Source organism: Myceligenerans indicum, from assembly GCF_016742955.1.
Lineage (GTDB): Bacteria > Actinomycetota > Actinomycetes > Actinomycetales > Cellulomonadaceae > Myceligenerans > Myceligenerans indicum.
This window is the reverse complement of record NZ_JABBYC010000041.1, coordinates 1-26,313: the sequence shown is the minus strand read 5'-3', so window position 1 is coordinate 26,313 and position 26,313 is coordinate 1. Positions and strand designations below refer to the sequence as shown.

Sequence of the window (26,313 nt, the reverse complement as noted above, 5' to 3'; positions counted from 1 at the left end):
GAACCGTCATCTGTCACTCCGTCGTCGAGTTCACTACGTGCGGGAACGACGTGTCTGGGGTGGTTCGGTGTCGATATCTCGCTACCTGCAATGAAAGTGTGCACAGGAGGGGGTGAATTCGGCAAAAGATAGGCCTGTGTGGTCGGGGCCTCGGCGTGTGGTCGGTCGATCACTTGACCGACCACACGCCAAACCCCCGACCACACACTGCCGGGCAGCGATGGCGCGGGCAGCGGCGGCGCGGGGGCGGTCACGGGAGGGCCTCCGGGCGGCAGGCCAGGAACCCGGTGTGATTTGCGAGGGATGGGGTATCCCGTCCGGGGCCTCGACGCGCAAAGATGGACCCGTGCGTCCCCTCGATCCACGGCTCCGGCACATTCGGCCGGCCCGTTCCTACCTCCTCCTGACCGTCGGGCTGGGGCTCGCCTCGGCCGGGCTCGTCGTCGCGCAGGCACTGTTGATCGCGGCGCTGCTGGCCCCCGTGATCCAGGAGCCGGGCACGAGCCCTCCGGCCGCGCTGTTCGTCGGCCTCGGCATCGCCGTCGCGGGCCGCGCCGTGGTCGCCTGGGCCCAGGAGCGATACGCGGTGCGGGCCGCGTCGCGCACGATCGCCGACCTGCGGGAGCAGGTGGTCGCCGCGGTCGCGACGCGCCCGCCCCGTGGCGCGGGCGGAAGACCGGACGGCACCGGGGTGACCACCCTGGTCACCCGTGGACTCGACGACCTCGAGCCCTACCTGGTCCGCTACGTGCCGCAGCTGGTCCTGACCGCCCTGCTCACCCCGGCGCTCGTGCTCGTGGTGCTCTGGCTGGACTGGGTCTCGGCGGCCGTCGTGGCGGCGACGCTGCCGCTCGTGCCGCTGTTCATGGTGCTCGTGGGGCGCCTCACCGCAGGCGCCTCGCAGCGGCGGCTGGCGACGGTCGCGCGGCTCGGTGACCAGGTGCTCGATCTCGTGGCGGGGCTGCCCACGCTGCGTGCGTACGGGCGGGCGGCCGGGCCCGCCGCCCGGGTCCGCGCGCTCGGTGACGCCTCGCGGGCAGCGACGATGGGGACCCTGCGCGTGGCGTTCCTGTCGTCCATGGTGCTGGAGCTGCTGACCACGCTGTCCGTCGCGATCGTCGCCGTCGGCGTCGGGCTGCGCCTCGTCGAGGGTCAGATGGACCTGCAGCCGGCGATCGCGGTCCTGGTACTGGCGCCTGAGGTCTATCTTCCCCTGCGCCGTGTGGGCGCCGAGTTCCACGCATCGGTCGACGGCGTGGCGGCCGCCGGACAGGCGCTGGATCTTCTCACGTGGGCGGACGGCGGGACCCGCGCGCCCGGACCCGGTTCCGGAGAGCTGTCGGGCCGAACCGCCTCCGCGCTCGTGTTCACCGATGTGAGCGTCCGTGCGGGCGACCGCGCCGTGACCGCTCCCGCCGGGCTGACCGCACGCATCCCGCTGGGCACCGGACGCCCCGGCGACGGTCGTGTGGTGGCGCTCCGCGGGCCGAGCGGCTCCGGGAAGTCGACGGCCGTCCTGGTCGCGCTCGGCCTGGTCGAGCCCGACTCCGGACAGGTACTCCTGGAGCTCTCGGCAGCCGAGGATCCCGGGCACGCACGCGGATCGGGGGACGCCCCCACGGGGACGGTGACCGTGCCCCTGGGCGAGGCCGGCCTGGAATCCTGGTGGCAGCAGGTCACCTGGGTCCCTCAGCGGCCCGCGATACCTCCGGGAACGCTCCGGGACATCCTCCACGCACCGACCGGCGGGTCACGGGGGGCGGCAGACACCCCCGTCCCGCCGTCACGCACCGTGCGGGTCGCGAAGGCAGCCCGCAAGACCGGGCTCGACGGCGTGCTGCGGGTGCTGCCGAACGGGTGGGACACGCGGATCGGGCTCGGCGGAACCGGCCTGAGCGTGGGACAGCGACAGCGGGTCGCGCTCACCTCCGCCCTGCTGGACGACAGCACCGCCCGTCCGCTCGTGATCCTGGACGAGCCGACCGCGCACCTGGACTGGCGCTCGGAGGAGCAGATCCTGGATGCGGTGCTCACGTGGCGTGACGAGGGCCGCACGGTGCTCGTCGTCGCGCACCGCGCCTCCCTGCTGGCGATCGCCGACCAGGTGGTCGACGTCGAGTCCCGACCCGTCCCCGACACCTCTCCGACCGACACCTCTCCGACCGACGCCGACCACGGAGCCGCCCGATGAGCGCCGCACGCCGCCCACAGCCGCCGACGGAGTTCCCCCCGGGCGCCACGCTCCCGGCGGTGTCCGCGCACGCCGCATCCTCGCGGGCTCCGGCACCGGAACCCGCTCCTCCCGCCGGCGCCCCGCCCCGAGCGACGCCGGCCACCGCGACGTCCGGCACCGCGACGTCCGGCACCGCAACATCGGACACCGCGGCATCAGCCGCAGCGGCGTCGGACACCGCGGCATCCAGCACGGCGATATCAGGCACAACGACATCCGACACGGCAACATCCGACACGGGGGCGTCTGCCCGGACGACGCCGGACCCGGGCTCGCCGGGCGGTGCGCCGACCGGACGGGCGCTCCGTGCCCTGCCGCGGGGCGTCCGGCGTGACCCGCTGTGGCGGCTGCTGCCGCTCCTGGAGGTCCGGCCCCGACGCGTCGCGGCCGCGATCGGGCTCGGCACTCTCACCCTGGTCTGTGCGATCGGCCTCGCGGCGGTCGCCGCCTGGCTCATCGCGCGGGCCTCGCAGATGCCTCCCGTGCTGACCCTGTCGGTTGCCGTGGTCGCCGTGCGGGCGTTCGGCATCGGGCGCGGCGTCCTGCGCTACACCGAGCGCCTGGCGTCGCACGACGTCGCGCTGCGCGGCATGGCGGCGCTGCGGGCACGCGTGTACGCCGGGCTCGCGGACGCCCCGGGAACCCCGTCGGTGCGCCGGGGCGACCTGCTGGCACGACTCGGCGCCGACGTCGACTCCGTGGGCGACGTGGTGGTGCGGGCCGTGATCCCGGCGGGGGTGGCCCTGGTGACCGGCGCGGGATCGGTCCTCCTCCTCGCAGCCTTCCTGCCCGCGGCGGGCGGAGCGCTGGCGGTGTGCCTGGTCCTGGCCGGCGTCGTCGTGCCGTGGCTGGCGGCCCGGGCCGCCGCCCGGACCGAGGCCCACGGCGCGGCGGCGCGGGGACGGGTCAGCGGGCTTGCTCTCGAGCTCCTGGAAGAAGGCACCCAGCTGCGCGTCGCGGGCAGGTTCGACGACCGCGCGGCAGACCTGCGGGCCGCGGACCGTGAGCTCGACGCCGTGAACGACACGAGCGCCCGGATCTCCGGTCTCTCTGCCGGGCTCGCGTCACTGGCCCAGGGGCTCGCCGTCGTGGCGGCGCTGGCGCTGGGGATCCCCGCGGTGGCCGCGGGCAGGCTCGCGCCGGAGGAACTGAGCGTCGTCGTACTCACCCCGCTGGCCGTGTTCGAGACGACGTCCGGGCTCCCGGCCGCGGCCGTGCAGTGGCACCGGTCCCGGGAGGCCGCGCGGCGGCTGCTCGGCCTGCTGGACCACGGCTCGGGGGAACGCGTCGGGGAGACCCGCCCGGACCTGCCCGGCATGTCGCTCGACCTGACGCCCGGAACGGTGACCGTGGTGACCGGGCCGTCGGGCTCGGGGAAGACGACGCTGCTGATGCGTTCGGCGGGACTCCTGGCGGAGGCGCCGGCGGGCGGGGCGCCGGGGGTCCTGTTCGTGGCCGAGGACGGTCACGTGTTCGGGACCACCGTGCTGGAGAACCTCCGGGTGGCGCGGGGAGACGCCCAGGAGCACGAGGCCCGCGCGGCACTCCGTGCCGTCGGGCTCACGCCCTGGCTCGACGCGCTGCCGGACGGGCTGGACACCATGCTCGGGACCGATGCGACGAACGTGTCGGGCGGCGAACGGCGGCGCCTGCTGGTCGCGCGGGCGCTGCTGGCGCCGGCGCGGGCGCTGCTCGTGGACGAGCCCGCCGAGCATCTCGACGCGGACGCCGCGGACGACCTCGTGCGGCTGCTCGCCGAGCACGCGCGCCGGACCAGGACCGCCGTGGTCCTGGCGACGCACCGCCCGGTGCCACCCGGCCTGGCGGACCACGAGATCGCCCTCGCTCCGGGGGCCGGCGCCGCGCGGTGACCAGCGCGCGGTGACCAGCGCGCGCCGTCACTCCCCCGTCATGCCGTCGATCAGCTCGCGGGCCGCATCCAGGTGGCCCGCGTGCCGGGCGTACTCCTGGAGGACGTGGAACCCGATCCACAGCAGGGTCGGTGGCGTCTCTCCCGCGGGGAACCTGCCCCCGGTCGCTCCGCGCTCGGCCAGGTCGTGCGTGGCCAGCACCTGGCCCGTACGGACGCCGCCGTCCTGGAGCCGGCTGAGCCAGTCCTCGGCGTCCGAGCCGCCGGCCGGGACCTCCCACGGTCCTTGCGGATCCCCGCCGGCGTGGTCTCCCCACGGATCGGGCACGGACTCCGCCAGAAACCCCCACAGGAACCACCGCCGTTCCATGTGCACGAGATGCACGAGCAGCTCCAGCGGTGACCACCCCGACGCCAGGGGGCGTGCGTCGAGCCGCTCAGGCCCGAGACCTCGGATCTTGCGTTCGACAGCGCCCCGGTAATAATCCAGGTACGCCCGCAACTGGTCGGCGGTGTCGGTGGAGTCCAGGCGCGGTTCGACGTCGGAAAGAGGCATGTCGCCACCCTAGGAGATCTCCTGCCAGGGCGTGGTTTCGATAGCTTCACCTGCGATGACATGGCGTTTCCGGCACGCCTGACATGCGGGCGAAAACTGTCGCGTAACCAATTCGTGACATCCGGCGCGATCATCTGTACTGTCATCTCCGAGCCGCAGACCCAGACTGCGGCCTCAGGTCCGGCCGCCGAGCCCCGCCACCGGATCTGACCAGCGAGAACTTGGCGGGGACGGGGGAACCAGGTAGTACGGGCCACGGCCCTTGGGGTGAAGCCTCCTTCGGGAGGCCGGGTGATCTCCCATCCGAACCCGACAGCTCACCTCGCAGGCGTCGGAGGAGAAAGTGGCTACGATCACGCCCGAAACCCACCGCCCGTCCGGCCGCGGCCGCCACCGCGCGGAGCGCCCCGCCGTCACCCCGCTGTCCGGTGTGGGCGAGGCAGCCGCCAGGACCGGTGCCATCGCCGTCGTCACCGGCGGCATGCTCGCCTCGGTGTTCTCGTCGAGTGCGGGCGCCGCCCCCGCCGCCCAGACCAGCAAGCAGACCGTCGACTACGGCAACCCGAACACCACCTTCGCCGACGCCCTGGCCGACGAGCTGGTCGACCAGGTCCACGTCACCAAGAAGGCCGAGACCTCCGTCGAGTCCCACACGGTCAGCGTCACCCCGTACGCGGAGACCCCGGAGGGCAAGGCCGAGGCGAAGCGCATCGCCGAGGAGAAGCGCCAGGCCGAGCTCGAGAAGCAGCGCCAGGCCGAGCTCGAGGCCCAGCGTCAGGCGGAGGCGAAGGCCGCCGCCGAGGCCGAGGCCAAGGCGGCCGCCGACGCGAAGGCCGCGGCCTCCACCGCCACGACCACCACCTCGACGTCGAGCGCCTCCACCACGGGCCAGCAGGCGGTGAACCTCGCGATGGAGCTCGTCGGCACGCCGTACGTGTGGGGCGGGTCCACCCCGTCCTCGGGCCTGGACTGCTCCGGCCTGATCACCTACGTGTACGGGAAGCTCGGCATCAGCCTCCCCCGCACGTCGAGCGAGCTGCACTACGCGGGCACCGCGGTCTCGAACCCGCAGCCCGGCGACATCGTGTGGACCTCCGGACACGTCTCGCTCTACGCGGGCAACGGCATGATCGTCGAGGCGGTGCAGCCGGGCACCCCGCTGCGCTACACGACGATGTGGCAGTCCAACCCGACGTTCGTCCGCGTCGCCTGACGCCGCGCCTCCTCCCTCCCTGGCGCCGAACTGTCCCCGATACCCCGGACCCACCCGTCGAACAGCCGGCTGGTCCGGTTCAGCGGCCTCGAGGCCGGGTGCTGGTGACCGTTCGGCGCCTGGGCCGTGCCCAGGCGCCGATGCCGGGGGCCGACGCGGAGGCGTGCCCGGGAGTCGGTGGCCGGGTGGGAGTTAGAGTCCCCGCGTGAAGATTCTCGTGCCCGAGGTCGCGTTCGATCTCCGGTTCCGGCAGCTCCTCGACGACGACACACGACGCGTCGTGGCCGCGGGCGACGTCGTGCCCTACTCCATGCGCGAGCCCGTCCCCGACGAGCACGAGGACGCCGACGTGCTCGTCACCTGGGCCAACCCTCCCGAGCTCGTCGCGGACGCGGCACGCCGCCTCCCGCGGCTGCGCTGGGTCCAGACGCTGTCGGCAGGTCCCGACGTGGCTCTGGCCGCAGGTTTTGCGGACGACGTCGTCATCTCCTCCGGGCGGTCCCTGCATGACGAGACCGTGGCCGAGCACACCCTCATGCTGATCCTCGCCACCGTGCGGCGGCTGCCGGAGGCACTCGCCGCCCAGCGCGAGCATCGCTGGGCGGGAGAGATGGCGGCCGCCCAGGCAGACCCCGCCACCGACGGGCACTGGACGCTGTCCGGGGCTCACGTCGTGCTGTGGGGCTTCGGCTCCATCGCGGAGCGGCTCGCGCCGATGCTCGGCGCCCTCGGTGCGCGGGTCACGGGTGTCGCGGGATCGGCGGGTACCCGTGGCGGGTACGACGTCGTCGGCCCCGACGGCCTCGCCGGCCTGCTGCCCGGCACCGACCTCCTGGTCTCCCTGCTGCCCTCCGTGCCGAGCACCCGGCACGCGCTCGACGCCGCCGTCCTCGCCAAGCTCCCCACGCACGCGCGGTTCGTCAACGCCGGGCGCGGCTCGACCGTCGACGAGACCGCCCTGGTGGACGCCCTGCGGTCCGGCAGGCTGGCCGGGGCGGCCCTCGACGTCATGGAGACCGAGCCGCTTCCGGCCGACTCGCCGCTCTGGGACTGCCCCAACCTCGTCCTGACGCCGCACGTCGCTGGAGGGCGCCCGCGCGGCGCCGCCGGGTTCCTCGCGAACCAGATCGGCGCCTGGCTGCGCGAGGGGTCCTCCGGGCTCAGGAACGTGGTGCGCGCTGGCAGTCCGGGCAGAAGTACGACGAGCGGTTCATGAACTGCTCCCGCCGGATCTCCGTCCCGCAGCGGCGGCAGGGTTCGCCCTCGCGGCCGTACACGTTCAGGGACCGCTCGAAGTAGCCGGACTGTCCGTTCACGTTCACGTACAGGGCGTCGAACGACGTGCCGCCCCTCGCCAGCGCCTCGCTCATGACCTCGGTCGCGGCGTCCAGCACGCGAAGGACGTCCGCCTGCCGCATCCGGTCGGTCGCGCGGCGTCCGTGGACCCTGGCACGCCACAGCGCCTCGTCGGCGTAGATGTTCCCCACACCGGAGACCACCGTCTGATCCAGCAGGGCGCGCTTGACCTGCGTCCGGCGTCGGCGTACGCGCCGCGCCACGTCCTCGGGGCGAACGTACGGGTCCAGCAGATCGCGCGCGATGTGCGCCACGGGCTCCGGCAGGAGCGGCAGGTCACTGCCCTGGCCCGCCGGATTCCCCGAACCGTCCGGAACCAGGTCCTGGACGCTGAGATGCCCGAACGTGCGCTGGTCGACGAAGTCGAGGAAGCGGGCGGGCACGCCGTCGACGACGGGCGCCTCCTCCAGGTGGAGCCGCACCCGCAGGTGCGGGTGCCGCCAGTCGTCGGCGCTCACCCCGCCGCGGACCAGGAGCTGTCCGGACATGCCGAGGTGGGCCAGGAGCGCCTCCCCCGGAGCCCGGGCCGGATCGTCGGCCCGGTCAGGGGCCGCGCCGGGGCCGGCGTCGTCCGTCAGCGGCAGCCAGAGGAACTTGCCGCGACGGACCGCGGCGACGAGACGCTGACCGGCCAGGCGCCCCGCGAAGTCGGACGGGCCGGCCGCGTGCCGTCGCACGCTGTAGTCGCGGAAGACCTCCGCGCGACGTACCACGGCACCCACGACGAGACGTTCGAGACCGTCCCGGACGGTCTCGACCTCGGGCAGCTCAGGCACTCGGCGCGCGCCGCACCTGGTCGGCGGGGCCCGATGCCGGGCGCCGGCTTCCTCGACCGTCCGGAACCGGCTCGGTCGCTGCCTTCCCGGCCGGCTGGCCGGCACCCGCCCCGTCGGTCTCCTGCGCCGGGAACTGGGTGATCAGGGCCTTGTACGCCTCCTCGGCGGCCTCCTGCTCCGCGTGCTTCTTGGCCGAACCGGAACCCTGGCCGTAGCCGACGCCGTCGATCACCACCTCGGAGTGGAAGATCCGGGCATGCTCGGGGCCCTCGAAGGTCGCCAGGTAGTCCGGGGCGCCGAGGCCGCGCTCGGCTGCCGCCTCCTGCAGCGACGTCTTCCAGTCGAGCCCTGCCCCCAGTCCCGCGGCGACGTCGAGCTGCTCGTCGACCAGGCGGTGCACCAGCTCGCGCGACGCCTCCAGCCCGTGCGACAGGTAGGTGGCGCCGATCAGCGCCTCCACCGTGTCCGACAGGATCGAGTCCTTGTCGAAGCCGCGCGTACGGATCTCCCCCTTGCCGAGCAGCACGTAACGACCGAGCCCCAGCGTCCGAGCGATCTTCGCCAGGGACCGCTGGGAAACGGTGGCCGCGCGCATGCGGGCCAGGTCGCCCTCGCTGGTCCCGGGGTGACGGCGGTAGAGCGCCTCGGTCACCACGAGCCCGAGGACCGTGTCACCCAGGAACTCCAGGCGCTCGTTCGTCGGGATGCCACCGGCCTCGTGGGCGAACGAGCGATGCGTCAGGGCGAGCACGAGAAGCTCGGGGTCGAGAACGACCCCGAGCTTCTCCAGCAACTCGCCCGGCTCCGAGGGGGTCGGAGCGGCGCGGCGGGCCATCAGCCCGCGTTGACGGTCTTCAGGGCGTCGCGGTAGGTACGACCCTTGTAGGTGCCGCACGTGGGACACGCGGTGTGCGGCAGCTTGTCAGCCTGGCACGACGGGCAGGTGGTGAGGGTCGCCGCGGTGGTCTTCCACTGCGAACGGCGCGCACGGGTGTTGCTGCGCGACATCTTGCGCTTCGGAACAGCCACGGTCAGCTCTCTTTCGTCTCGTCGGACACGCTCGTGGATTCGAGCATGCTCTGCAGCGCCGACCAGCGAGGGTCGACCTGATCATGATGATGGCCGGGATCGTCGGCCAGGCGTGCACCGCACTCGGAGCACAGGCCCGGGCAGTCCGGACGACACAGCGGTTGAAATGGTAGTGCAGTGACCACCGAATCACGCAATGCGGGTTCGATGTCGGCGAGGTCTCCCTCGAGGACCGACTCCTCGTCCTCGACCTCCTCGTCGCCGGCAGCGGCCTCCGCCTCGGCCCGCTCGGGGTAGGCGAACAGCTCCTGCAGCGGCGCGTCGACCGCGACCCGGACCTCGTCGAGGCACCGGGCGCACTCGCCGACTGCCTCGCCGCGGACCGACCCGGAGATCAGGACGCCCTCCATGACGGCCTCGAGCCGGAGGTCGAGCTCCAGGTCACGGCCCTCGGGGACTCCGATCACGGGGGTACCCACCGCCGACGGCACCTGCACCGTGGCGCTGTGCGTGCGCATGGTGCCGGGACGCCGGGACAGCTCGTGCGTGTCGAGCACGAGCGGCGAGCGCGGGTCGAGTGTGATGGCAGGCTCCGGAAGGACGTGGCCGAATGCGGGAAGGTGATCCATACAGGACCAGCCTGCAATCTTACGGCATCGATCCGGTTCCTGTCGGCCTCGGTCGGGTGTGATCCGCCACGCCCGTCCCGCCCCCGCCCGTGCCGACCGGCTGGCCGCCCTGGCCGTGCCGCCGGTGCGGCCGGTGCCGCCCGCCTCGACCGGCCGCGCCGGCCGGCCGCGTCAGCGGACTGCCGCGCGGACCGCGTCCCCGATCCCGTCCGGCACCAGGTCGTCGATCTCGCCTCCGTGCCGGGCGATGTCCTTCACCAGGGACGACGCGACGTGCGCGTACGCCTGGTCGGCGACGACGAACACCGTCTCGACGCCCGACAGGTGCCGGTTCATCAGCGCCATGGGCAGTTCCGCGTCGAAGTCCGCACCACCGCGCAGCCCCTTGACGACGACGGTCGCGCCGACGTCGCGGCAGAAGTCGACGAGCAGTCCCTCGGCGATCCCGACCTCCACGTCCGCGGTGGCCGGGTCCGACGCGACGGCCGCACGCGCCAGGGCCGCGCGCGTTTCCGGGTCCAGGAGACCCGACTTGCCGGGGTTCTTGGCCACGGCGACGATCACACGGTCGTACATGCTCCGAGCCCGCCGCACCACGTCGAGATGGCCGAGGGTGATCGGGTCGAAGGACCCAGGACACACAGCGATGGTCATGGCCATCACACTAGCCCGGGGCGTGCACCGTCTCCGCCGGCTCGACAGGCTCCGCGTAGTGCACGACCGTCTCGCCGTAGGCCTTGCGCCCGAACGGCGACAGACTGTCCGGCCAGGCCGGCTCGGGGCTCCGGGCGGACCGTTCGACGACGACGACGGCTCCGGACGCCAGGACTCCCGGGGCGGCCAGGTCGCCCAGCACCTGGGCGAGATCATCGTCCGACAGGTCGTAGGGCGGGTCCAGGAACACCAGGTCCAGGGCGGTGCCCGACGCCGGCGGCGCGGTCGCGAGCGCCGCCGTGTACCGCTCCACGGGACCCGCGACCACCTGAACTCCGGACCCGAGGCCGAGCGTGGCGACGTTTCCGCGTGCCGCGGCGACGGCTCCGCGGGCGGAGTCCACGAGGGTCACGTGCTGCGCGCCGCGGCTGGCGGCCTCCAGGCCGAGGGCGCCGGATCCCGCGTAGAGGTCGAGGACGCGGGTTCCGTCGAGCACGTCGAGGTGGTCGAGACGGGAGAAGATCGCCTCGCGCACGCGGTCGCTGGTGGGCCGGGTCCCCTTCGGCGGCACCACGAGCGTCCGTCCGCCCAGCCTGCCCGCGACGATCCTCACGGGCCAGAGTCTACGGGCGCCGCGCCCGAGCCGGTCCGCCCGGCGGAGGCAGCACCCGCGGCGGTCCACCCGGCAAGAGCCACGCCCAGGGCAGCTACGACCAGGGCAGCTACGACCAGGGCAGGTCCACGAATGCCACGATCGGCAGGTGGTCGCTTCCGGTCCGGTCCAGCGTCCGGACCTCGGTGACGGCGGCCCCGCGGGCGAGCACGTGGTCGATCGGGACCATCGGGAACCGTGCCGGGAACGTGAGCCCGAACCCGTGCCGGGGCTCGGACACGAGCGCTGTCACCGGGTCCAGCGCCTTGTCGTCGAGAGACGCGTTCAGGTCTCCGGCCACGACGACGGCATCGGACTCGTCGGCCGCCAGCGCCTGGGCGAGCAGGCCGATGCTCTGGTTCCGGGCGGTGACGTCGAGACCGGTCGGGCTGAGCCTCGTGGAGGGCAGGTGCACCGCGTACACGGTCACACCCGGGTCGTCCCATGCTCGGAACACGGTGACGCGCATCCCGCGGCTCCAGTCCTCTCCGACGCCGTCGGGCCTCAGGTCCACCGCCGCGGCGTCGCGCAGGGGATGGGCCGACCAGACGCCGACCGTGCCCCGACGCTCCCGGTACGGCAGCGCGTCGCCGAACTCCCACGTGTACTGCGCGGCGAGCAGCGGTGTGACCTCTTCCAGGACGACGACGTCGGGCTCCGCCGCGAGGAGCACCTGCACCGTCTCTGCGAAGTCCCGGTTCTCGTCGCTGACGTTGTGCTGGACGACGGTCAGGTCGTCACGCACGACGGGCTCGTCCGTGAGACGCGGCCAGAAGGCCCACCCCCAGGCCGCGACCGGCAGCAGGAAAGCGAGCGCCGCGATCGCCGACCGGCGCACCAGCGCACCGGCGAGGAACAGCAGGGCGACCACTCCGAGCCACGGCAGGCCCGTGGACAGGAGACTTCGAAGCCCGTGGGCTCCCGGGAGCTGGTCGTGGAACAGCAGGGCACCCGCGAGCAGGAGCTGGAGGGTCAACAGCACGAGGCCGCGTGTCCACGGGGTGCCGGCCCGCCGCCGGGTGGAAGCACCGCCGGCCCGTCGGGTCGATGCAGCGTCGGCCCGCCGCCGGGTGGAGGTGGGGTCGGTCGACGGCCTGGGCACGTGGTGCGGCCCGTCGGCGACCACGTCGTCGAACGGCACGTGTGCGCCCGCGTGGACCGGGCCGGAGCCCGTGGGGCTCGGGCGGGCCGGGTCGGGGGTGGGGCGCGGGTCTGGGTCGGGCTGCGGCGAGACCGGCCGGCTGCCGTGGTGGTCGCTCACGGGCGCGGACTCTACCGGCCATCCGGCGGGCTGGGTCACAAAAGCTAGGCCCGTTCCAGGAACTCCTCCTGCTCGGCGTCGAGCTGGTCGGCGATCGCGTCCGCGAGCTCGGGGGCGTAGTGGAGTTCCGGGTCGGCCGTGACGATGCCGATCGCCTCGGTGCGGGCCTGCTCGATGAGCTTCGCGTCCTTGACCACGCGCAGCAGCCGCAGGGAGCTCGACCGTCCGGACTGGGCCGCGCCGAGCACGTCGCCCTCGTTGCGCAGCTCCAGGTCGGTGTTCGCCAGCTCGAACCCGTCCGTGGTCCGCACCATCGCCTCCAGGCGCAGGCCCGCCGTGCTGCCCGGCGGCGCCTCCGAGACGAGCAGGCACAGGCCCGGCGCGGCGCCTCGCCCCACGCGCCCGCGCAGCTGGTGCAGCTGGGACAGGCCGAACCTGTCGGCGTCGAGGATCACCATGACCGTCGCCTCGGGAACGTCGACGCCGACCTCGACCACCGTGGTGGACACGAGAACCGGGGACTCGCCGGACGCGAACCGGGCCATGGCGTCGTCCTTGTCGGGGGGCGCCATCTGCCCGTGCAGGACGCCGATCTCCACGCCGGCCAGCTGTTCCCGTCCGCGCAGCTCCTCGACGACCTCCAGGACGGCACGCAGCGGTGTCCCGGCACCCTGCTCGCCGGGATCAGGGACGACGGCGCCCGCCGCGGCGTCGCCGGGCTCGGCCGCGGACGCCGGGACGGTCTCCATCCCGTCCTCGCCGCCACCGTCGTCATCGGGGTTGATCCGGGGACACACGACATAGGCACGCCCGCCCCGGTCGATCTCCTCCCGGACCCGCGCCCAAGTCCGGTCCATCCACCGCTCGTTGCCCGCGGGAACCACGTGGGTGGAGACCCCCGCACGGCCCGCGGGCACCTGGGTGAGCGCCGACGTCGCCAGATCTCCGAACACGGTCATCGCGACCGTGCGAGGAATCGGGGTGGCCGTCATCACCAGCAGGTGCGGCGCCGCGCTCGCCTTGTCGCGCAGCCGGTCACGCTGTTCCACGCCGAACCGGTGCTGCTCGTCCACCACGACCAGCCCCAGATCCGCGAACCGGACGTTCTCCGACAGGAGTGCATGCGTGCCGACGACGATCCCCGCCGCACCGCTCGCGGCGGCCAGCAGCGCCGCCTTCTTCGCCTTCGCGCCCAGGGAGCCGGTGAGCAGCTCGATGCGGGTGGCGTTCTCCGCGCCGCCGAGCATCCCGCCTTCGGCGAGGGGCCCGAGGAGCGCGCGGAGGGTGCGGGCGTGCTGGGCGGCGAGCACCTCGGTGGGGGCGAGCAGCGCCGCCTGGCCGCCGGCGTCGACCACCTGGAGCATCGCGCGCAGGGCCACGACGGTCTTGCCGGAGCCGACCTCGCCCTGCAGGAGGCGCTGCATGGGACGCCCGGTGGACAGCTCGCCGGCGATCTCGGCACCCACCTCCTGCTGTCCGGCCGTCAGTTCGAACGGGAGCCGAGCGTCGAGCGCCGCGAGCAGGCTTCCCGCAGCCTGGGTGGCGGGCGGGCGGGGTGTCGCGGGCCGTCCCGTGGCGAGCGCTCGCCGCTTGGCCAGCGCGGCCTGCAGCACGAAAGCCTCCTCGAACCGCAGCCGGTGCTGGCCGGACCGGACGTCCGCCATCGTGTCCGGCCGGTGCACCTTGCGCAGGGCGTCGAGCCGTTCGGGCAGGCCCTCTCTGGCCCGCACCTCCACGGGCACCGGATCGGGGACGTCGTCGCCGGTCAGGGTGTCCAGTACCGTGCGCACCGCCTTCGCGATCCGCCAGCTCGGGACGGCGGCCACCGCGGGGTAGATCGGGATGGGCCGCGCCGCCGCGGCGAGCAGGTCCTCGTCCGAGTCCAGGTCCTCCTCGCCCATCATCATGAACGCCGGGTGCGTGAGCTGCCGTTCGCCCCGGTAGAGCCCGACCGTCCCGGTGAACAGGCCGGTGCTGCCCGGAACGAGCCGCTGCTCGTGGGCGTAGAGGGAGCCGCGGTGCTTGCCGAAGAACGTGAGGGACAGCCGGTGTCTGCCGTCGGTGATGACGGCCTCCAGCAGGGCACCCCGGCGGTTGCGCATGGAACGCACCGTGGCCTGGACCACGCGTGCCATCACCGTGACGTGCTCGCCCGCGCGCAGCATGCTGATGTCCGTCAGCCGTCCCGGATCGTCGTAGCGCCGCGGGTAGTGGCCGATCAGGTCGCCCACGGTCTCCAGGCCCAGCTTGGACAGCGGGTTCTTGCCCCGCGCCTGGCCCAGCGCGCGAGAGAGCGGCTCGTCCAGCCGTGCCCCCGCCGTCACGCGCCCTCCCGGGGAGTCCCGTGCTCGGCCCGGCCCGCCGTGACCGGCGTGCCGGGGTCCGCCGTCCCGTCCGGCGCCTCCGGGGCGGGACTCACGGCATGGGCGGGCTCGGCTCCGAGCCGCACCGCCGTTCCCGGCCGGCCCGTCGGGAGCACGACCAGTTCCGCGGCGGGCGCCTCCCGGGCGAGGGCGGCCGTGAGCTCGCCGGCGACGTGGGCCGCGTCGTCGTCCAGGAGTGCCGTGACGACCTCCGGCGGCTCCGCGGCCCCGGCCAGCCGGACGAGCGCCGCCACGGCCTCGGGCGCCGCGACCGGGCCGGCCACGCGCAGGCCGTCCAGTGCCGCGCGGACCACGTCGTGCGGGTTCGCGGTGTCCGGAGCGGTCCCGAGGGCCGCGAGTCCCACGACGACGTGCACGTCGGTGGGGGCGTCCAGCACGACGATCTCGTCGAGATCGCCGCCGTTGTCCCCGGAACGGGGTTCGAAGGTGTCCGGGGACGCCGGCGGGAGGTCGCCCAGGACCAGGGCCCGGCGGGCGCCGGTGGACGCCGCGGCACGCTGCACGTCGTCGGGGGTCACCGCGTCGAGCCGGGCGTCGAACCCGCCCGTGAGCAGGACCACCGCTCCGGCGTGCGCGAGGTCCGCGGCGAGCGCCGGGGCCGCGGCGAGCGCGACGACGCCCCACTCGTGCGGGTCGGCCGCCTCGAGGTTCCGCACGTGCACCTGGGCCAGCGTGCCGTCACCGGTGGAACCGGCGGCCACGGCCAGCGCGTCCGGCAGCCGGTCGGTGTGCACGTGCGCCTGCCAGACCGCCGTGCCGCCTCCCGTGTCCCCGCCGACCACGACGACGGAGTCGCCGACCTCCTCGAGCCGGCTCCGCAGGCGCGGTGCGACGTGCCCGGCACCCCGGACGTCGCGGGTGAGGACGAACATGAGCTCCAGCGCGCCCGGGCCCGCGCCCGGGCGGGGCGCCGAGGCGGCCGGTTCCGGTGCTGTGTACGCCGCGGCGCTCCGCGGCCGGACGACGAGGTCGAGACTCACGGGCTCCATCGTGCCCGGGCTGTCTGACACCGTGGCCGCGAGGAACGCGCCGAGCACGAGGACCAGGCCGCACGCACCGGCGTCGAGCACGCCGGCGGCGGCGAGCACGGGGTGCTCGGTCATGCTGGTCCGGGCAGCGGTCCGTGCCGCACCGACGGCCGCGCGGGTCACCGCTCCGGGGCCTCCCCCGGCGTCCTCGGTGGTGCGGCCCGCGGTCGCGGCGGCGTCGGCGGTGGTGAGGATGGTCCCGTCGGCGGGGCTCGCGACGGCCGCGCGCGCGGACCGGGCCGCCTCCTCGAGAACGGTGGCCGCGGTGGCGTCCTCGCGCGCCGCGAGCGCCGCGCCGCGCAGCCACTCGGAGAGGATGACGCCGGAGTTGCCGCGCGCACCGAGCAGGGCCGCGCGTGCGGCCGTGGCGAGCAGGTCGACGCCGCTCGCGTCGCCGGGTGCCGCGCGGACCGCGTGGTCGCTCTCACGGATCGTGAGGTACATGTTGGTCCCCGTGTCGGCGTCGGCCACCGGGAAGACGTTGACCCGGTCCAGGGCGGCCCGCTCCCGCCGCAGCGCGTCCGTCGCACCCCGGACCCACCTGCGCACGAGCCCCGCGTCGATCTGAGTCACCCCTGCCCCCGCTCGGTTCGATCCGCCGCACTCATCGCCGTCTCCTCACGTTCCGCTCCGGGGCGGACGGCTCGTTCCGCGGCGTGCATACTGCTGTGCGCACCGCGTCGTCCGGGCACCCGGTCGGCATCCACCGTACCGGCGCCGGTGCCCGGGAGGCGGCACGACGGCGGCCGGGATGTGACGCATCCCCGCTCGCGGAACGCCGGTACGGTTTGAGCGGCGAAGTACGGATCAGGTACGCTCTTGTGGTTGTCCGACGGCGATCCGCGGTTCCGGAGTACCGGATCAGCGGCCGGAGGGCAGATCTCTTTCAACGACCACTCACCACGTCCTGCTCGTGTGCACGGACGTGCACGACACTCAGGAGACACCGTGGCTGCCAACTGCGACGTCTGCGGCAAGGGCCCGGGCTTCGGGCACAACGTCTCGCACTCCCACGTGCGGACCAAGCGCCGCTGGAACCCGAACATCCAGCGCGTGCGTGCCGTGGTGAACGGCACCCCGAAGCGCGTCAACGTCTGCACCTCCTGCCTCAAGGCCGGCAAGGTGCAGCGCCGCGTCTCGGCCTGACGCCCAGCATCCGTAGCGGCGACGCCCGCCCGTGGTTCCGGCCACGGGCGGGCGTCGCCGTCTTCGTCGCCGGTCGCGACGGGGGCTCACGCCCGGTCGCTGACGGCGGCAGGCGGCGGGGCCGTGGTCGCGCCGCCATCGCATGAGTCCGCATAGGCTTTGCGTGGACCTCGGCCTTGACGTGTCGTACGAGGCCTGTTGCACTCACGATCCCGACGGTGAAAAGGTGAGGTCATGGCGGCTCAGCTCGACGAGGTGTCCATCCGCCCCGCGAGGGCCGAGGACGCCGATGACATCGCCCGCGTCGATATCGCGTCGTGGCGTGGTGCGTACTCGGAGATCCTTCCCGGCTCCTACCTCTCCTCCCTCGATGCCGAGGAACGCGCGACCCTGTGGCGTGATGCGGTCGCCACCGAGAGCACGCGGATCCTGGTGGCGGAGACCGACGAGGGCACCGTCGGATTCACGAGCGTGGGTCCGTCGCGTGACGAGGACGCCGATGACGGCGACCTCGAGATCTACGCGATCTACCTCCACCCGGAAGCCTGGGGCAGCGGCGTCGCCCGGGAGCTGATGCGCCAGGTCCTCGGAAGCGTGCCACGTGGCGCGTCGGTGACCCTGTGGATCCTCGAGGAGAACAAGCGCGCCCAGCACTTCTACCGTCGCCACGGCTTCGCGCCCGACGGTACCGAGCGCATCGACGAGATCGGCGGCAGGCCGATGACGCAGGTGCGCTACCGGCGCTGAGGCCCGGGGCCCGGGCGCCTCAGTCCGTCTCGTCGCTGAGCACCGTGCGGTCGCTCGGCTCCAGGCCGAACATCCGGACCGCCTGCGCCATCATGTCGTCGAACATCCCCTGGAAGTCGCCGTAGGCGAACGACAGGTGACCGAACGCGGCCATGCACATCACGCCGAAGAAGTTCCGCCAGGCGGTGCCCCAGAGGAAGGCCAGCCCGAGCGGGACGTCCATGTCCGGCGCGATCGTGCGGGCGTGTTCGAGGACCTGGTCACGCAGGGCCTCGGGAACCTCGTCGTCGGCCGGCATCCAGGATGTCGTGGCGGACCCCTCCAGGTGCCTGACGAATGCCGGCAGGTACGCCCCGCCGATGATCGCCGCGATGTCGCGGTCCGTCTGCTCGGCCCCCTCGCGGACCTCGTGGAAGTCCGGCCCCATGAGCAGCGAGAACTCGCCGGGGTGGGCGAGGGACCAGGAGAACACCGTGTGGGTGAGGGCATAGAGCTGCGCGCTCACGTCATCGCCCGGCTGCCGGTCCCGCGCCACGCCCATCCGCGCGGCCAGGTCCTCCGTCACCGCGTGGTGCACGGCTCGCAGCAGTTCGACCCGCCCGCCGGGGAAGTACCGGTAGAGCGCCGGAGAGGTGAACTTCAGCGCCTTCGCCACCGCCGCGATCGTGACGTCGCGGGTACCGCCCTCCCTGACCATGATCGCGCGGGCGGCGGCCACGGCCTGTCGCCGTGCCTCGGCGTGGCGGCCGCTCTGGACCGGATCGTTGGTCGGGGCGTCGACAGTGCTCACTGGCAGGTCCTCTCTGCTTCCACCAGCGACACGGCACCGGCGAGGTCGATGACGAACGCCGACGTGTGGTCCTTCATGACCGTGGGTGGCACCACGACCTCGACCGCGGGGTCGCGCCCGTAGGTCGTGAAGGACCAGGTTCCCTCGTCGTCCGTGGCCACGATCCAGTCGACCGTGGTGCCGTTCGCGCTCTCGACGCTCTGACACTGGGGTGACGGCCCGGGAGGCTCCACGCCGCATCGCAGGGTCACGGCGGCTCCGGGCGCACCCCAGGCCGCGGTGGCCTGCGAGTTCGTGTGGACCCGGGGCAGGTCCTGTGCCAGCTCGTCGGGCAGCGCCAGCACCACGGACGCACACTGCGGGTCTGCCGCGTCGGGAGCCACGGCGACGCCGATCGTGGGCGTACAGGCAGCGGTGGCGAGCACGGCGGCCGCCATCGGCAACGCGGTGACCAGTCGTGCCCATCGGCGGAAAATCACGCCGCAACGGTACCTGGTTCACGAGCCGTGTGTCGGCGGTACCCGGATGCCGGCCGTCCCCCCGGCGCGTTCCGGGCGGCGACACCGTCGCGACCCGTGGACGAGACCCCTGGTCAGGGCTTCGCGTGGCGGTGTATAGGGTTGTCCCCGTGACCGAGCGGGTGCGTGACGTGAACGAGGACGAGCTGCTGCGGCGCATCTTCCCTCTCCTGCCGGTCGGTGGATCGACGCAGGTCGGGCCGGGTGACGACGCGGCGATCATTGCCGCGTCCGACGGCCGCTTCCTGGTCTCCTCGGACGTCCTCGTGGAGGACCGGCACTTCCGCACCCGGTGGTCGTCGGGGGCCGACGTCGGGCACCGGGCCGCCGCGCAGAACTTCGCCGACATCGCGGCCATGGGCGGGCGCCCGACCGCCCTGGTCATCTCCCTCGTCCTGCCCGGCGACACCACCGTCGACTGGGTCGAGGGGCTCGCCCGCGGGCTCGCGGAGGCGAGCAAGCCGCTGCGCGCGGGCGTCGTCGGCGGCGACCTGGCGGGCGGCGACATCATCGTGGTGAACGTGACCGTCCACGGGACGCTGGACTGGCGCGAGCCCGTGCTGCGGACGGGTGCACGCCCCGGCGACGTCGTCGCGCACGCGGGGGCTCGCGGCCGCTCGGCCGCGGGGCTGGCACTGCTCGAGTCCGGCCTGGTCCGTCCGACGATCAAGCATCCTCTCGTCGGCGCCTACCTGCGTCCCGACCCGCCGCTGGAGGCGGGACGCAGCGCGGCTCGCGCGGGCGCCACCGCGATGCTCGACGTCTCGGACGGCCTGCTGCGCGACGCCGGGCGCATCGCCGTCGCCTCCGACGTGCGGCTGGACCTGGACGAGGAGGCGTTCGACGAAGACCGGCGCGCCCTGTCCGACGCGGCCCTCGTCGTCGCCCAGGCTGCCCTGCGCGAGGGCGACGCCGGCGACCTGGTGGGCGACCTCGGCCAGGCGGAGGCGGCCAACCGCCTCGTGAACCAGTGGATCTGGTCGGGGGGCGAGGACCACGGCCTCCTGGCGACCTTCCCCCAGGAAGCCCGCCTGCCGGAAGGATGGCTCCGGATCGGGCAGGTCCTCCCGCCCTCGGGCTCGGCACCGCGCGTCCTGATCGGCGGCCGCCGGCCCGCGGTCGCGGCTGGCTGGGACCACTTCGAGCAGTAGCACTCCCGGTGGCACGCCAGGCAGCGGTTCCGGCGCCGGGACGCCGACGCCGGCCGGTCCGGGGCCGCGTCACTTCACGATGTCGACGTCACTTCACGATGTCGACCTTGTCCGGCGCACCGCCGAGATCGCAGAAGTCGTGCGCGTTCTTCAGCAGCTTCATCGGCTCCGAGAACTCGTGCGACGCGTCACGGTGCCCGTACCCGACGGCGTCGCGCAGCCGCTCCAGCTCACCGTCCTCGTTGCGGGAGAAGACCCGGACCACGTAGCCCGTGCTGGACTCGATCTCCAGGCACGCGAACGGCGGGCAGGGTGCGCCGAACTGGCCGTAGGCGAGAAGCACGGCCGCGGCGGCGAGCAGCAGCGCCGGCCCCAGCCAGTAGAGCGGCTCGAGCAGGCCGAACAGCAGGAAGCACGCCCATGCCAGGGCGCACAGGACCACGACGCCCGCGGCCTGCCCGGGCCAGCCGCCGGGCATGCGGCGCCGGGGCTTGCCGATCCGGTGGATCCTCGCCCGCTCCAGGTTCCCGAGCGGGAACATGATCCCGCTGACCGTGAGAATGCCGCGGCTGACCCGCGGATTCCAGGTCGTCTCGCTCAGCCCTTCGAGCTTCCAGAACGCTGCCACGTTCTCGCCTCCCTCACGCTCGCACCGCGACGCAGGCTCGCGCCCGCGCCGTCCGCCCGCCATCTCGCGATCCGCGTCGCCTCGCCCAGCGATCCGCGCCAGACCGGTCCGTGTCCCGGCAGGACGACGTCGGCGTCCAGCCCGGACAGCACGTCGAGCGACGCGTCGGCGGCGCCCGGATCGTGCGCGAAGAACCCTGGGGACAGCTGCGGGCCGGTCAGGCGGCCCAGAGGGTGGGCGGTGATCAACGCGTCACCCGTGGCCAGCAGGCCACCCGGCAGCATGTAGGAGGTCGAGCCGGGGGTGTGGCCGGGAGTCGCGACCGGCACGGGCCCGCCGGGCAGGTCGAGCGGCTCCCAGGAGTCGCCCTCGGGCAGCGGGACCGCCCCCGGCAACGCCCGGCGCCGCAGCGCCCCGGCCCTGGCCACGTCGACGGCCCAGCGCGCGGCGCCGCGCTTGCCGAGCCGGCGGACGACGTCGCGGATCCTCGGGCGCTCCAGGTCCCCGTTCGCGGCGCGCGCGGCATCGGCCGTGGCCATGTGCACGGGCGTGCCGTACTCGCGGCGGAAGTGCAGGGCGCCGCCGAGGTGGTCGGCATGGGCGTGCGTGATCACGATCGCCCGCACGTCCCGCGGGTCGCACCCGATCGCCACGACGGAGGCGACGACGGCGGCGGTGTCACCGGCCCAGCCCGCGTCGATCATGGTCAGATGCCTGCCCTCACGCAGCAGGTACCAGTTGACGTGCGTGCCGGTGCACCGGAACACGTCCGGTGCCACCCGGCTGACCGCGACCATCCCGGACCCCCTTGACCTGCGATGACATCCTCAATAAGGGTGCCATCCAGACAATCAGGAGTAAAGGATGAATCCGACGACGGTCACCGCAGCCCGACAGGCCGTTCCAGGGCGAGCTGGATCAGTTCGTCGATCAGCTCCGGGTAGGGCACGCCCGACGCGGCCCACATCCGCGGGTACATGGAGAACGGCGTGAACCCGGGCATCGTGTTGATCTCGTTGACGACCACGCGCTCGTCCGGCCTCACGAACACGTCCACGCGGGACAGCCCCTCCGCCCCGACCGCCTCGAAGGTGCGGATCGCGACCTCCTGGATCTCCTTGATCACGTGGTCGGGCAGGTCCGCCGGGCAGGACAGCTCCACGTCGGCCTCGGCGAGGTACTTGGCCTCGAAGTCGTAGAACTCGTGGTCGCCGGCCGTCACCTCGATCTCGCCCGGCAGGGATGCGCGCGGGCGCTTCCCGGCCCTGCCTCCCAGCACGGCGCACTCGATCTCCCGGCCGTCGATACCGGCCTCGACGATCACCTTCGGGTCGTGCTCGGCGGCGGCCCGGACGGCGGCGTCCAGCTCGTCGAGCGAGTCCACGCGGGAGACACCGAGCGACGATCCGGCCCGTGCCGGCTTCACGAACAGCGGCAGGCCGAGCCCGGCCACCTCCGAGAGGATCTCGTCCCGGCGGGCGTCCCAGTCCCCCGGGCGGATCACGGCGTACGGGCCGATCGGCAGGCCGTGGCCGGTGAACACCATCTTCATGAAGTGCTTGTCCATGCCGACCGCGGAGGCCAGCACGCCCGACCCGACGTATCGCACGTCCGCGAGCTCCAGCAGGCCCTGCACGGTGCCGTCCTCGCCGTACGGCCCGTGCAGCAGGGGGAAGACGACGTCGACCTCACCGAGCACTGACGGCACCCGGCCCGCCTCGATCACGCGCACGTCGCGCGAACCCGCCCGCAGCGGGAGCATGACCTCACCGGCGGCGGCGGGCACCTCGGGCACCCGGCCGTCGGCGATGGCCCAGCGGCCGGCGTCGTCGTCGGCCACGACCCACTGCCCGTCAGGGGTGATGCCGACCGGGACGACGTCGTACCTGTCCCGGTCGATGGCGCCCAGGACGCCACCGGCGGTGGCCACGGAGATCCCGTGCTCGCCGGAGCGTCCCCCGAACAGGATCACGACCCGGGGCTTGCGGCCGCGATCGGGCGCGGGGGCCGCGGGCTCGGGTGCGGAAGGCTGGGAATCGCTGCGGTTCGACATCGGCCCCGACACTACCCGACACGGGACGGACGGGACCGCGCGAGACACCCACGTGCGCAGGCTCGCCGGCCCGCGTGACGCCGGGACCTGGCGCTCGTGGCGTGGAGCAGGGCACAATACCGACCAGGAGCAACTGACTCTCACTGCAACAGCCGGCAGTCGAAGGAGACCGCAGGATGAGCGTGACCGACGCACCCCCCACCCGGCCGGAGCTCGACCGGGCGCTGCGCGAGCTGCGCGCCGGCGCCGAGCACTGGGCAGGCCTGCCCGTCGCGGCACGGGCCCAGGTCTTCCGCGAGGTGTTCGACGCCGTGGCCGGTGTCGCGCGGGAATGGGCCGAGACGGCGTCGCGCGTCAAGGGCATCCCCACCGGGTCGCGTCTGGCCGGCGAGGAGTGGATGAGCGGCCCGTACGCCGCCCTCGAGTCCTCGGCCTCGTACGCCCGGGCGTACGAGGCGATCGCCCAGGGCGGGTCCCCCGTCGACGGCAGCCCCACACGCTCCGCGCCCGGCGGCCGCACGGCAGTGCGCGTGCTGCCGCTCGACGCGCGGCAGCGGGTCCTGTTCCACGGGTTCTCCGCCGAGGTCTGGATGCCGCCGGGCGTCTCCGCGGAACAGGTGCGCCGTGAGGCCGGGCTGGGCGCCGGCACGGTGGGCACGGTCGGCGGCGTCGGCCTCGTGCTCGGCGCGGGGAACATCACCTCGATCGCCCCGCTCGACGCGTTCTACGAGCTGGTGTCCGCGGGCCGCACGTCGCTGGTGAAGCTCAACCCGACGTTCGCGGACCTGCTCGGGGTGTACGAGCGGGCGCTGGAACCGCTCATGCGCATCGGCGCCGTCCGGGTGGTCAACGGTGACGGCGTCGTCGGCGCCTACCTGACGGCGCACGACGACGTCGGCCACGTGCACATCACCGGATCGCAGACCACGCACGACACCATCGTGTGGGGACGCGGCGCGGAGGCGGACCGCCGCCGGTCCGACGGCGACCCGCGCCTGGACGTCCCGATCACGAGCGAGCTCGGCGGCGTGTCACCGATCATCGTCGTCCCCGGCCGGTGGTCCGACGCCGACCTGCGGTTCCAGGCCGAGCACGTCGCCACGATGCGGCTGCACAACGCCGGGCACAACTGCATCGCCGGGCAGATGGTGGTGCTCGGCGCCGACTGGCCGCAGCGGGACGCCTTCCTCGCCGAGCTGCGCCGCGCGTTCGAGCGGCTGCCCGCGCGCGACCCCTGGTACCCGGGCGCGACCGGCCGGATGCGGGAGGCAGTGGCCGCCCATCCGGGCGCGGAGACGATCAACGGCCGGGTGCTCCTGGAGTCCACGGGCGACGACCCGGCGTGCGACATCGAGTACTTCGCCCCCGTGCTCGCCTGGAAGCAGGTGCCCGGCACCGGCGCCGGGTTCCTGCGCGCGGCCGTGGCCTTCGCCAACGACCGGCTCGACGGCAGCCTCGGCGCGAACGTCGTGGTCGACCCGGCGGCCCGCAAGGCCATGGGCGGGGAGTTCGACGACGCCCTCGCGGAGCTGCGCTACGGCACGATCGCGGTCAACGCCTGGACCGCCGTGGGCTTCCTCCTCGCCGGGGCGACCTGGGGCGCCTTCCCCGGCAACGGCATCGAGGACGTCGGCAGCGGGATCGGCGTCGTGCACAACGGGCATCTGCTGTCCGGGCCGGAACGCACCGTCGTGACCGGACCGTTCCGCGAGTTCCCCCGCTCCGTGCTGGGAGGCGAGTTCTCCCTCTTCCCGAAGCCGCCCTGGTTCGCGGGCGCGAGCACCGCGGCCACCACCGGAGAGCGCCTCACCCGCTACGCGGCCTCCCCCTCCTGGTCCCGCCTCCTCCCGGTCCTCCTGTCGGCCTTCCGCGGCTGAGCCCGACACGTCGTGCCCGGGCGAGACGGCCGCGGCTGTTCCGCCCGGGCGCGGCACGTGATGGAATCGAGGGAGGCAGGTCCGCGGCGACGGAGCCACGGACCGGACGACGAAGGAGTGCACCCGTGGTCATCAAGTCCGTGTTCGACGATGTCGACATCCCCACCTCGAGCATCTACGACTTCCTCTTCGCCGGGCTCGGTGAGGCGGACCGGGCCAGGACCGCGATCATCGACGGCCCCACGGGCGCGGCCACGACCTACGGCGAACTCGTCGCGCAGGTCGACAAGGCCGCGGGCGGGTTCGCGGCGCGCGGCTTCGGGCTCGGGGACGTCGTGGCCCTGCACTGCCCGAACACGCCCGCGTTCGCGGTCGTGTTCCACGGGCTGATCCGCCTCGGCGTCACCGTGACCACCGTCAACGCCCTCGCGAGCGGCGAGGAGGTGGCCAAGCAGCTGTCCGACTCCGGCGCCAGGGCGCTGATCACCGTCTCACCCCTGCTGGCGGCGGCCACCGCCGGAGCCGACGGGGCGGGCCTGGCGGCGTCCGACGTCGTCGTGCTCGACGGCGCCGACGGCCACGACTCGTTCGCCGACGTGCTCGCCCAGGCCGGCCCCGTACCCGAGGTGTCCTTCGATCCGGCGACGCACCTGGCCGTCCTGCCCTACTCGTCCGGCACCACGGGCCGGCCCAAGGGCGTCATGCTCACGCACCGCAACCTCGTCGCGAACGTCGTCCAGAACACCAGCCTGGGCCTGCACCGGGACGACGTCATCCCCGCCGTCCTGCCCTTCTTCCACATCTACGGCATGACGGTGCTGCTCAACCTGGCCCTGCACACGCGCGCGACACTCGTCACGCTGCCGCGCTTCGACCTGGAGCAGTACCTCGGCGTGATCGCGACCCACCGCGCGACGTACCTGTTCGTCGCGCCGCCGATCGCGCTGGCGCTGGCCAAGCACCCCCTGGTGGACTCGGTCGACATGAGCTCGGTCCGCGCGATCCTGTCCGGCGCGGCGCCGTTCGACGAGAAGCTGGCGGCCGCGGTGTCCGCGCGGCTGCCCGGCTGCCGCGTCCTGCAGGGGTACGGCATGACCGAGATGAGTCCCGTCTCCCACGTGATCCCGTTCGACCGGGAAGACATCTCGTCCGGCTCGATCGGCCTGCTCCTGCCCAACATGACCGCGAAGATCGTCGACCCCGCCACGGGCCAGGAGATCGAGCAGCCCGCCGAGGGTGTCTCCGCGCCGGGCGAGCTGCTGTGCGAGGGCCCGAACATCATGACCGGCTACCTCGGCAACGAGGCAGCCACCGCCGAGACCATCGAGCCCGACGGCTTCTTGCACACGGGGGACATCGTGACCGTCGACTCCCACGGCGCCTTCTACGTCGTGGACCGGCTCAAGGAACTCATCAAGTACAAGGGGTACCAGGTGCCGCCGGCAGAGCTGGAGGCGCTCCTCATCGCGCACCCGCAGATCGCGGACGCCGCCGTCATCGGCGTGCCCGACGACGAGGCCGGGGAGCTCCCGAAGGCGTTCGTGGTGCGCGCCCCGGGGTCCGAGCTCACCGCCGACGACGTCATGACGTACGTGGCCGAGAAGGTCGCCCCGTACAAGAAGGTGCGCCTGGTGGAGTTCATCGACGCCGTCCCGAAGTCCGCGGCGGGCAAGATCCTGCGCAAGGACCTGCGCCTGGCGTGAGGCGGCGCCCGACGGCGGCCGGGGCGGGCAGGGCGGGCGGACCTGTCTCTTATACACAT

General features: G+C 73.5%; 24 protein-coding genes and 1 riboswitch. Of the genes, 9 read left to right on the top strand and 15 right to left on the bottom strand.

Going from position 1 to position 26,313, the window contains the following annotated elements:
* The first annotated feature begins 346 nt into the window (after positions 1-346).
* The gene (gene cydD / locus HGK34_RS17280) at positions 347-2,191 is read left to right on the top strand and encodes a thiol reductant ABC exporter subunit CydD (RefSeq protein ID WP_201849678.1); all 1,845 of its coding nucleotides are present in this window, start codon (positions 347-349) and stop codon (positions 2,189-2,191) included.
* On the top strand, positions 2,188-4,104 hold the full coding sequence (gene cydC, locus HGK34_RS17275; RefSeq protein ID WP_201849676.1) for a thiol reductant ABC exporter subunit CydC: 1,917 nt from the start codon (positions 2,188-2,190) through the stop codon (positions 4,102-4,104). The genes cydD and cydC overlap by 4 nt, the downstream gene beginning before the upstream one ends.
* Before the next feature lie 27 nt (positions 4,105-4,131).
* Here cydC and HGK34_RS17270 read toward each other — a convergent pair whose 3' ends face one another.
* Positions 4,132-4,659 (bottom strand): mycothiol transferase, encoded by a 528-nt coding sequence (locus tag HGK34_RS17270; RefSeq protein WP_201849674.1) that lies wholly within the window; start codon positions 4,657-4,659, stop codon positions 4,132-4,134.
* A 188-nt stretch (positions 4,660-4,847) separates the two neighbouring features.
* A riboswitch (cyclic di-AMP (ydaO/yuaA leader) is annotated at positions 4,848-5,005 on the top strand.
* Between HGK34_RS17270 and HGK34_RS23630 the strand changes: the two genes are divergently transcribed.
* On the top strand, positions 5,003-5,872 hold the full coding sequence (locus HGK34_RS23630) for a C40 family peptidase (RefSeq protein WP_201849672.1): 870 nt from the start codon (positions 5,003-5,005) through the stop codon (positions 5,870-5,872). It overlaps the preceding riboswitch by 3 nt.
* 205 nt (positions 5,873-6,077) lie before the next feature.
* A complete protein-coding gene (locus HGK34_RS17260) occupies positions 6,078-7,088 on the top strand; it encodes an NAD(P)-dependent oxidoreductase (RefSeq protein ID WP_307816044.1) in 1,011 nt (336 codons plus the stop codon).
* Here the strand turns inward: HGK34_RS17260 and mutM are convergent.
* The 9 genes from mutM to HGK34_RS17215 form a co-directional block, all read right to left on the bottom strand.
* Positions 7,033-8,004 (bottom strand): bifunctional DNA-formamidopyrimidine glycosylase/DNA-(apurinic or apyrimidinic site) lyase, encoded by a 972-nt coding sequence (gene mutM / locus HGK34_RS17255; protein WP_201849670.1) that lies wholly within the window; start codon positions 8,002-8,004, stop codon positions 7,033-7,035. The two genes, HGK34_RS17260 and mutM, sit on opposite strands and share 56 nt — an antisense overlap.
* Positions 7,997-8,839, bottom strand: coding sequence for a ribonuclease III (gene rnc, locus HGK34_RS17250; RefSeq protein ID WP_201849667.1), 843 nt, complete (start codon positions 8,837-8,839; stop codon positions 7,997-7,999). The genes mutM and rnc overlap by 8 nt, the downstream gene beginning before the upstream one ends.
* The gene (rpmF, locus tag HGK34_RS17245; protein WP_201849665.1) at positions 8,839-9,033 is read right to left on the bottom strand and encodes a 50S ribosomal protein L32; all 195 of its coding nucleotides are present in this window, start codon (positions 9,031-9,033) and stop codon (positions 8,839-8,841) included. Before rpmF ends, rnc begins: the two co-directional genes overlap by 1 nt.
* Before the next feature lie 2 nt (positions 9,034-9,035).
* Positions 9,036-9,662, bottom strand: coding sequence for a YceD family protein (locus HGK34_RS17240; RefSeq protein ID WP_201849663.1), 627 nt, complete (start codon positions 9,660-9,662; stop codon positions 9,036-9,038).
* Positions 9,663-9,833: 171 nt separating this feature from the next.
* A complete protein-coding gene (gene coaD / locus HGK34_RS17235) occupies positions 9,834-10,316 on the bottom strand; it encodes a pantetheine-phosphate adenylyltransferase (protein ID WP_201849660.1) in 483 nt (160 codons plus the stop codon).
* A gap of 10 nt (positions 10,317-10,326) precedes the next feature.
* Positions 10,327-10,929: a 16S rRNA (guanine(966)-N(2))-methyltransferase RsmD gene (gene rsmD, locus HGK34_RS17230; protein WP_201849658.1), complete on the bottom strand. Its 603-nt coding sequence runs from the start codon at positions 10,927-10,929 to the stop codon at positions 10,327-10,329.
* A gap of 109 nt (positions 10,930-11,038) precedes the next feature.
* Complete coding sequence (locus tag HGK34_RS17225; protein WP_201849657.1) at positions 11,039-12,229, bottom strand: endonuclease/exonuclease/phosphatase family protein; 1,191 nt, start codon at positions 12,227-12,229, stop codon at positions 11,039-11,041.
* Positions 12,230-12,273: 44 nt separating this feature from the next.
* A complete protein-coding gene (locus HGK34_RS17220; protein WP_201849656.1) occupies positions 12,274-14,553 on the bottom strand; it encodes an ATP-dependent DNA helicase RecG in 2,280 nt (759 codons plus the stop codon).
* Entirely contained in the window at positions 14,550-16,214 is a 1,665-nt protein-coding gene (locus HGK34_RS17215; RefSeq protein WP_201849654.1) for a DAK2 domain-containing protein, read from the bottom strand. The genes HGK34_RS17220 and HGK34_RS17215 overlap by 4 nt, the downstream gene beginning before the upstream one ends.
* 375 nt (positions 16,215-16,589) lie before the next feature.
* Between HGK34_RS17215 and rpmB the strand changes: the two genes are divergently transcribed.
* Positions 16,590-16,787, top strand: coding sequence for a 50S ribosomal protein L28 (rpmB, locus tag HGK34_RS17210; RefSeq protein WP_192864674.1), 198 nt, complete (start codon positions 16,590-16,592; stop codon positions 16,785-16,787).
* Between the two features lie 234 nt (positions 16,788-17,021).
* Complete coding sequence (locus HGK34_RS17205; protein WP_201849653.1) at positions 17,022-17,534, top strand: GNAT family N-acetyltransferase; 513 nt, start codon at positions 17,022-17,024, stop codon at positions 17,532-17,534.
* A 19-nt stretch (positions 17,535-17,553) separates the two neighbouring features.
* On the opposite strand, the gene HGK34_RS17200 is transcribed toward HGK34_RS17205, so the two are convergent.
* Positions 17,554-18,324 (bottom strand): TetR/AcrR family transcriptional regulator, encoded by a 771-nt coding sequence (locus HGK34_RS17200; protein WP_201849649.1) that lies wholly within the window; start codon positions 18,322-18,324, stop codon positions 17,554-17,556.
* Entirely contained in the window at positions 18,321-18,803 is a 483-nt protein-coding gene (locus HGK34_RS17195; protein WP_307816043.1) for a DUF3515 domain-containing protein, read from the bottom strand. The genes HGK34_RS17200 and HGK34_RS17195 overlap by 4 nt, the downstream gene beginning before the upstream one ends.
* A gap of 149 nt (positions 18,804-18,952) precedes the next feature.
* Here HGK34_RS17195 and HGK34_RS17190 point away from each other — a divergent pair, with 149 nt between their 5' ends.
* Positions 18,953-19,993, top strand: a complete 1,041-nt coding sequence (locus HGK34_RS17190) for a thiamine-phosphate kinase (RefSeq protein ID WP_201849648.1) — start codon at positions 18,953-18,955, stop codon at positions 19,991-19,993.
* Positions 19,994-20,081: 88 nt separating this feature from the next.
* Here HGK34_RS17190 and HGK34_RS17185 read toward each other — a convergent pair whose 3' ends face one another.
* From HGK34_RS17185 to HGK34_RS17175, 3 genes are all read right to left on the bottom strand, one after another.
* Positions 20,082-20,621, bottom strand: a complete 540-nt coding sequence (locus HGK34_RS17185) for a DUF6232 family protein (protein WP_201849646.1) — start codon at positions 20,619-20,621, stop codon at positions 20,082-20,084.
* Complete coding sequence (locus HGK34_RS17180; protein ID WP_201849644.1) at positions 20,591-21,418, bottom strand: MBL fold metallo-hydrolase; 828 nt, start codon at positions 21,416-21,418, stop codon at positions 20,591-20,593. Before HGK34_RS17180 ends, HGK34_RS17185 begins: the two co-directional genes overlap by 31 nt.
* 83 nt (positions 21,419-21,501) lie before the next feature.
* Positions 21,502-22,674 (bottom strand): D-alanine--D-alanine ligase family protein, encoded by a 1,173-nt coding sequence (locus HGK34_RS17175; protein WP_201849642.1) that lies wholly within the window; start codon positions 22,672-22,674, stop codon positions 21,502-21,504.
* 176 nt (positions 22,675-22,850) lie between these two features.
* Between HGK34_RS17175 and HGK34_RS17170 the strand changes: the two genes are divergently transcribed.
* Together HGK34_RS17170 and HGK34_RS17165 are read left to right on the top strand one after the other, a co-directional pair.
* Positions 22,851-24,551 (top strand): aldehyde dehydrogenase family protein, encoded by a 1,701-nt coding sequence (locus HGK34_RS17170; RefSeq protein ID WP_201849640.1) that lies wholly within the window; start codon positions 22,851-22,853, stop codon positions 24,549-24,551.
* Between the two features lie 125 nt (positions 24,552-24,676).
* Positions 24,677-26,254 (top strand): 4-coumarate--CoA ligase family protein, encoded by a 1,578-nt coding sequence (locus tag HGK34_RS17165; RefSeq protein ID WP_201849639.1) that lies wholly within the window; start codon positions 24,677-24,679, stop codon positions 26,252-26,254.
* The last annotated feature ends 59 nt before the right edge of the window (positions 26,255-26,313 follow it).

What these genes read in the sequence shown, in the direction of transcription:
- cydC (WP_201849676.1), top strand. Translation starts at nt 2,188, where the DNA reads ATGAGCGCCGCACGCCGCCCACAGCCGCCGACGGAGTTCCCCCCGGGC.
- HGK34_RS17270 (WP_201849674.1), bottom strand. Translation starts at nt 4,659, where the DNA reads ATGCCTCTTTCCGACGTCGAACCGCGCCTGGACTCCACCGACACCGCC.
- rnc (WP_201849667.1), bottom strand. Translation starts at nt 8,839, where the DNA reads ATGGCCCGCCGCGCCGCTCCGACCCCCTCGGAGCCGGGCGAGTTGCTG.
- HGK34_RS17240 (WP_201849663.1), bottom strand. Translation starts at nt 9,662, where the DNA reads ATGGATCACCTTCCCGCATTCGGCCACGTCCTTCCGGAGCCTGCCATC.
- coaD (WP_201849660.1), bottom strand. Translation starts at nt 10,316, where the DNA reads ATGACCATCGCTGTGTGTCCTGGGTCCTTCGACCCGATCACCCTCGGC.
- HGK34_RS17205 (WP_201849653.1), top strand. Translation starts at nt 17,022, where the DNA reads ATGGCGGCTCAGCTCGACGAGGTGTCCATCCGCCCCGCGAGGGCCGAG.
- HGK34_RS17180 (WP_201849644.1), bottom strand. Translation starts at nt 21,418, where the DNA reads ATGGTCGCGGTCAGCCGGGTGGCACCGGACGTGTTCCGGTGCACCGGC.
- HGK34_RS17175 (WP_201849642.1), bottom strand. Translation starts at nt 22,674, where the DNA reads ATGTCGAACCGCAGCGATTCCCAGCCTTCCGCACCCGAGCCCGCGGCC.
- HGK34_RS17170 (WP_201849640.1), top strand. Translation starts at nt 22,851, where the DNA reads ATGAGCGTGACCGACGCACCCCCCACCCGGCCGGAGCTCGACCGGGCG.